This is a genomic window from Actinoplanes sp. NPDC026623 (genome assembly GCF_040638275.1).
Classification (GTDB): domain Bacteria; phylum Actinomycetota; class Actinomycetes; order Mycobacteriales; family Micromonosporaceae; genus Actinoplanes.
The window spans coordinates 1-7,175 of sequence record NZ_JBEZXZ010000305.1 but is presented as its reverse complement, the minus strand read 5'-3'; the positions used below and the strand labels follow the sequence as shown (position 1 = coordinate 7,175).

Genomic DNA, 7,175 nt, shown 5'->3' with positions numbered 1-7,175 from the left:
CCGCTCTCGGCCAGGGCCGTCAACGCCTCAATCGCCTCGGGGACCGAGCCGGCCAGCACGTACCCCCGGCAGGCCAGCGGGGCCCGCCCAGTGTGGAGGGTGTGAGCCACGTCGGCCAGGGCGGGCGCGTCCGGCGCGCGCAGGGCGGCCGCCAGCCGGCCGGCCGCGGCGCGCAGCTGCCCGTCGGTGCGGGCGGAGAGCGGGATAAGCTCCACCCGCTCGGGCGGTGCGGGCCGGGACGTTCCGGGGGCCTCGGCGAGGACGACGTGGACGTTGGTACCGCCGATGCCCACCCCCGACACACCGGCCAGGCGGGGGCCCGCGCCCGGCGGCTCCCACTGCCGTTCTCCGCCGACCAGCTCGAAGGTCCCGGAGTGGGTCGACACGAGGTCGGGGTGCGGGTCGGTGACGTTGGCCGTCGGCACCAGTTCACGGTGGCCCAGCATGAGCACCACCTTGATCAGGCTCGCCACGCCCGCCGCGGCGTCCAGGTGGCCGATGTTGGACTTGACCGAGCCAATCCGGCACGGTCCGCCGTACGGGTGACCCACCGCGGCCGCGGCCGCAGCGAGCTCGACGGGATCTCCCAGGGCTGTCGCGGTGCCGTGCATCTCGAGATATTGCGCGGCGGCAGGCTCGAGGCCGGCCGCCGCCCACGCCTCCGTGATGGCTTCGGTCTGCCGGTCGACGCTGGGGGCGGTGAAGCCCACCTTCGCCGAGCCGTCATTGGTGACCGCGGAGCCCAGGATGACCGCCCGGACCGGGTCCCCGTCGGCGAGCGCGTCCGCCAGCCGGCGGAGCACGACCACCCCGACGCCGCTGCCGGCCACCGTCCCGGCGGCCTTCTCGCCGAAGGGACGGCACCGCCCGTCCGGTGAGAAGATGCCGCCCTCGCGGTACACGTAGCCGCGCTTGCCGACCGCGTCGACCGAGACCCCACCGGCCAGGGCGGTGTCACACTCCCCCAGCAGCAGCGCCTGCGCCGCCAGGTGCACCGCCGTCAGCGAGGTGGCGCAGGCGGCCTGGACGGTCAGGCTGGGCCCGGTCAGACCCAACCGGTAGGAGACCCAGCCGGCCAGGAACTCGCGGTCGGTCAGGATCCGCAGTTGCATTCCGCCCAGCTCGCTCCGCAGCCGGCGGTCGGTGCCGGCCGCCAGCTGGTGTTCGGTGGGGCTTCCGCCGACGTAGACGCCGGTGCGGCCCGGTGCCTGCCGGGGGTCGTACCCGGCGTCCTCCAGCGCGCTCCAGGCCGCCTCCAGCAGCAGGCGGTGCTGCGGGTCCAGCACCGCCGCTTCGGTGCCGTTGAAGCCGAACAGCTGCGCCTCGAACCGGTCCGCGTCGGCGAGGTAACCCTTCGCGGGCACGTATCCGGGCTGGCGGAGTTCGTGCGGGTCGACACCGTCGGCGATCAGCTCGTCCCGGTCGAAGTCCCGGATCGAGCAGACACCGGCGCTCAGGTTCGTCCAGTATTCCGGCAGGTCGCGAGCGCCCGGAAACCGGCCGCTCATCCCCACGACCGCCACCGCAGATGCGTCATTCACCGCGCGCCGCCTTTCCTCGTTGAGTTGACAACACCGCGGCGCGGCGCCGCCGATCCGCGCCACGGCTGCTTCCGGGGTCGCGACCGGGGCCGGGCTTCCCGGAGCGGTCCAGGTGACCGGCGAGCGCGGCGACGGTGCCGTGCCGGAAGAGGTCCACCATGGTGAGGCCCGGATGGCCCAGGTCCCGGAGGCCGGCCAGGACAGCGAGCAGCCCGATCGAGTTGCCGCCCAGGTCGAAGAAGTTGTCGTGGATCCCGACCGGGTCAACGCCGAGCACGCCGGCCCACAGCTCGGCGATCCCGCGCTCGACGGGGGTGGTCGCGGCCACGTAGGACCGTTCCAGCTCGGGCCGGGTGGCGGGCGGGTCGGGCAGCCGGTCCCGGTCGACCTTGCCGGTGTTGCCGACGGGAAGCTCGCCGAGGCACACGATGTGCTCCGGGATCATGTAGCCGGGCAGCCGTCCAGCGAGCCAGGCACGCAGTGTGCTCACGCCGGGCGGTTCGGCGCCGGCAGCGACCACGTACGCCACCAGCCGGGGCGTCCCGGCGCTCTCCCGCAGGGCGACCGCGGCGACGCCGACGTCCGGGTGGGCGGCCAGCGCGGTCTCGATCTCGCCGAGTTCGACCCGGAAGCCGCGCAGCTTCACCTGGGTGTCGACCCGGCCCAGATAGGCGAGGACCCCGCCGGTGTCGTAGCGGCCCAGGTCGCCGGTGCGGTACATGCGGGTGCCAGGCGGGCCGAACGGATCGGCGACGAAGCGCTCCGCCGTCCGGGCCGGCCGGTTGACGTAGCCCCGGGCCAGCCCGGCACCGGCCAGGTAGATCTCGCCGACCACACCGGCCGGCACCGGCCGCAGCCGCTCGTCGAGCAGATAGGCGCGCGTGTTCGCCACCGGCCGGCCGATCACCACCGGCTCGCCGGCGGACAGCAGCGCGGTGGTGGCATACACCGTCGCTTCCGCCGGCCCGTACGCGTCCAGCAGCCGGCGGCCGGACATCGCCCACCGCTCGACCAGTTCCGCCGGGCAGGGCTCACCACCGATCGCCATGGTGCGCAACGCCGGCAGTCCGTCCGGCGGGCGGGGCATCGACATGGCCGCCGCGGGAGGCAGGAAGGCGTACGTGATGCCGGACTCGCCCAGCCGCCGGGCCAGCGCGTCGCCGAGCCGCTCGTGCTCGCCGGCGATGTGCAGTTCGGCCCCCGCCACCCAGGTGAAGAAGAGATCGGCGACGGCGACGTCGAAGCTGAACGCCACGTACTGCAGAACCCGGTCCCCGGCGGTGACCGGGAACTGCCGACGGACCGCGGTGGCGAGGTTGGTGAGCGCCCGGTGCTCGACGGCGACACCCTTCGGCGGCCCGGTCGAGCCCGACGTGAACAGGATGTACGCGGTGTTGGCCGACGCGAGCACCGTGGTGGCCGGCGCCGGCCGCCTCGGTGGCGGGACGACGAGGTCCGCGGCTCCGCCGGCCAGCACCGCCATCGGCCGGCCCAGGGCACCCACCTGGCGCTCGGTCTGCTCGTTAGCGAGCACGAGCGCCGCGCCGGCGCCGGTGAGCAGCTGCCGGAGCCGGGCCGGCGGTTGCTGCGGATCGAGGGGAACGTACGCGCCACCGGCCCGCAGGACGGCGAGCGCCGCGATCGCCATCTCGGCCGACCGGGGCAGGCACAGGCCGACCGGGACCTCCGGGCCCACCCCGGCCGCCCGCAGCGCGGCGGCGATCCGGTCCGCCCGCACCATCAGTTCCCGGTACGTCACCAGGTCCGGCCCGCAGACCACCGCGATCGCGGCGGGACACTGCGCGGCGCGCTCGGCGATCAGGTCCGGCACGAGTCGGTCCGGGACGGCCTCCTCGGTCCGGTTCCACTCGCGCACGATCAGCTCGCGGTCATCCGGGCCCAGCAGATCGGCGGCACTGACGGGCTCGGCCGGCCGGCTGGTCAGGTGCTCGAGCAGGACCACGAAGCTGCGCGCCCACGCCTGGACGGTGGCGGCGTCGAAGAGGTCCGACCGGTAATGGAACGCCGCTGCCAACTCGGCACCAAAACGCTCCACGTACACCATGAAGTCGAACTTTGCGGTTGCCGCCGGGAGCCCGATCCGCTCGACGCGGGCACCCGGCAGCTCCAGCCCCAGGTCGGTCTCGTCGTCGAAGGCGAACACCACCTGCACGAGCGGGTCGAAACTCAGCTGACGGTCCGGCACCACGGCGTCGACCACGGCACTGAACGGCGCCTCCTGGTGCGGCCCGGTGGCCCGCATCCGGTCCCGGACCCGGTCGACCAGCTCGGCGAAACCGGGATCGCCCGATACGTCGGTACGCATCGCCAGGGTGTTGGTCAGCAGGCCCACCACGCCCTGCAGATCGGGGTGGTCACGACCGGCGACCGGGATCCCGACGACCAGGTCGGTGCGGCCGCAGATCCGGCTCAGGAAGGCGTTGAACGCGGCGAACAGCACGACGAACGGGGTGGTCCGGCGGGCCTGGGCCACCGCGGCGACAGCCTGCTGGACCCTGGCGGGCAGGACAAAACCGCAGACCCCGCCGGCGGTGGACTGCACGGCAGGCCTGGGGCGGTCGGCCGGCAGGGCCAGCAGGGCGGGCGCGCCGTCCAGCAGCCGGCGCCAGGCGCCGATCGCATCGGCGTACCCGCCCTCGGCGAGGGCGGCTGCCTGCCAGGTGGCGTAGTCGGGGTACTGGACGGGCAGCGCTGCCAATCCGGCGGGCTGTCCCCGCCGGCGGGCCCGGTAGGCGACGGTGAGCTCGCGGAGCATGATCTGCATCGACCACCCGTCGCAGATCAGGTGGTGGGCGGTGAGCACGATCCGGTGGCTGTCCTCGCCGAGCGCGAACACGGCACACCGCAGCAGGGGCCCGTTCGCGAGGTCGAACGGCCGGGCCGCCTCGGCGGTCAAGGCGTCGTCCCCGGCCTCACCGGCCGGCACGACGCGCAGGTCGGCGCGCGCCGCGGCCAGCACCACCTGGCGGTATCCGGCGCCGTGGACGCGGAACACGGTGCGCAGCGACTCGTGCCGGGCCACCAGCGCGTCCAGGGCACCGGTGAACGCGTCGAGGTCGAACTCCCCGTGTACGGCGAAGGCGACCGGGACGTGGTAATTGTCGCTGCCCGGGTGCAGCTGATCCAGCACCAGCAGCCTCGCCTGGCCCGGCGAGACGGGGAACTCGTACTCGGCCGACGGGTTCATGGCTCCCTCACCTCGGTGGCGGACGCGGCCAGCCCCGCGTCGACGACGGCGGCGACCTGCGCGGCAGGCCCGGATGCGAGCACCTCGCCGTGGGCGCAGTCGAGCTCGTGCAGCGTGACGCCCGCGGCCACCTCCCGCCAGGCTGCCACCTTGGTGGCCGAGCTCAGGCCGTCCGGCTGCGCGGTGGCCGAGAACAACACCAGCCGGCCGTCGTAGCGGGGCGGCCGGTAGCGCTGCGCGAGGCGGATGTGGCGGGAGCACACGTCGAGCAGCGCGGTCAGCCGGTTGTCGCTCGCCCCGCGGAACAGGCCCTCGGCCCGGACGGCCGCGAGGACCTCGTCGCGGTGCAGGCGGCCGGTCGGCGGAACAGCCCCGGGAGCGGCACTCAGCAGGATGCCGAGCGACACCTGCTCGACCAGCTCGTAGTCCAGCTCCGGGGGTTCACCGATCAGGTGCACCGGGACGGCGTCGAGCACCCCCAGCAGTTCGATCCGCTGCCCGGCCGCGCGCAGCCGCACTGCCATCTCGTACGCGACCAGACCGCCGAACGAATGGCCCAGCAACGCGTACGGTCCTCGGGGCCGCACCGCGCGGATCCGGTCGACGTACCCCTCCGCCAGCTCCTCGATGCTCTCCGGCAACGGGGCACCGGCGCCGAGGAAGGGCGCCTGGAGCGCGTACACGGGCCGGCCGGGGGCCAGGTGCGGCAGCAGACCGGCGAAGGACCAGCCGTGGCCCCGGGCCGGATGCACGCAGAACAACGGCAGGCCGTCGCCGTCCGGGCGCAGGGGCAGCAGCGGGGTCATGCCGCGGTTCGTAACCCTGCCGTCGAGGCCGGTGGCGAGCGTGGCGGGCGTCGGCGCCTCGTAGACCGCGCTGATGGGCATGCGCAGGCCGAGCTTCGCCTCGATCGCCGCGGTGAGCCGCATCGCGAGCAGCGAGTCGCCGCCGGCCTCGAAGAAGCTGTCGTCGCCAGCAAAGTCCGGCGTCCCGAGCACCTCGGCGAAGAGCCCGCGCAGTGCCGCTTCCTGCGGGGTGGCGGCCGGGCCGGTCCGCCTCTCCCGGCGGGACGCCGACGGCGCCGGCAGCGCGGACCGGTCCACCTTGCCGTGCGGGCCGAGCGGCACCCGGTCGATCAGCTGGAAGACGTCCGGCACCAGGTGACCGGGCAGCTGCGCGTGAGCGTGCCGGCGGACCCGGCCGAGGTCGCCGCCCGGGGCGACGAGGTACGCGACGAGTCGTTTGGCGCCGTCCGGACCGGGTGCGACGGTGACTACCGCCCGCCGTACGCCGGGGCACTCCTCGAGCACCACCTCGACCTCGTCCGGCTCGACCCGGAAGCCCCGGATCTTCACCTGGTTGTCGGCCCGCCCGATGAATTCCAGCACCCCGTCGACGGTCCAGCGCACGAGATCCCCGGTGCGGTACATCCGCTCGCCCGGCGCGACGGCGTACGGGGCGGCCACGAACCGCTCCGCCGTCCGGGCCGGCTGGTGGAGATAGCCGCGCGTCACGCCCGGGCCGGACAGGTACAGCTCACCCACCGACCCGACGGGCACCGGCCGCAGGCGGGCGTCGAGCACGTGGGCGCCGGTGTTGTCGAACGGCCGGCCGATCGGCACGGACCCGGGGCCGAGATCCGCCGGCGTGCGCACCTCGTGGCCGGTCGCGAAGGTGGTCGTCTCGGTCGGCCCGTAACCGTTGACCACCACCACCCCGGGGTACGCCGCGAGCACCCGGCGGACCACCTCCGCGGGGACGACATCGCCGGCCGGCCACACCTCGCGGAGATCGGCGAGGGTGTCCGGGGCGAGGTCCAGCACCACCCGGAGCAGCTCGGGCGGGAGCAGGAGCGCGGTGACCCGACCCTGGCGCACCGCCGTGCGGAGGGCGCCCGGATCCAGCCGTCCTGGCGGCGCCACCACCACGGTGCCGCCGGTCAGCAGCGGCACCCAGAGCTCGTAGGTGACAGCGTCGAACGTGTGCGCGCTGTGCAACAGCACCCGAGCGTGCGCACCGGTGGCGAAGCGCCGGTCGGCGGCGAGCTCCACCACGTTGCGGTGGGTGACGACCACGCCCTTCGGCGTGCCGGTCGACCCCGAGGTGTACATCAGGCAGACCGCCGCGTCCGGCCGGGGTGCGGCCCGGGGAGCCGGGGCGTCGGCGGCACCGTCGTCGTCGACCCCGACTACGCGGATGTCGCCGGGCAGCCAGCCGGGTGCCTCGTCGGCGACGGCGTGGCGCACGCCGGCGTCGCGCAGCAACCGGTGCAGCCGGGCCTCCGGCTGGGTGGTGTCCAGCGGAAGGTAGTACCCGCCGGTCTTCAGCACCGCGAGCTGGGCGACAACCAGGTCCGCCGAGCGGGCCAGGAGGACCGCGACGGGCGTGTCCGGGCCCGCGCCGGCGGCCCCCAGCCGGCCGGCCAG

Annotated in this window: 3 protein-coding genes; all 3 read right to left on the bottom strand. The window is 74.7% G+C overall.

Annotated elements, in window-relative coordinates:
- A partial coding sequence (locus AB0F10_RS42975) for a beta-ketoacyl synthase N-terminal-like domain-containing protein (RefSeq protein WP_360639653.1) occupies window positions 1–1,541 on the bottom strand: 1,541 nt, incomplete at its 3' end.
- The gene (locus AB0F10_RS42970) at window positions 1,534–4,749 is read right to left on the bottom strand and encodes an amino acid adenylation domain-containing protein (RefSeq protein ID WP_360639650.1); all 3,216 of its coding nucleotides are present in this window, start codon (window positions 4,747–4,749) and stop codon (window positions 1,534–1,536) included. The genes AB0F10_RS42970 and AB0F10_RS42975, both read right to left, overlap by 8 nt.
- A partial coding sequence (locus tag AB0F10_RS42965) for an amino acid adenylation domain-containing protein (RefSeq protein ID WP_360639647.1) occupies window positions 4,746–7,175 on the bottom strand: 2,430 nt, incomplete at its 5' end. The genes AB0F10_RS42970 and AB0F10_RS42965, both read right to left, overlap by 4 nt.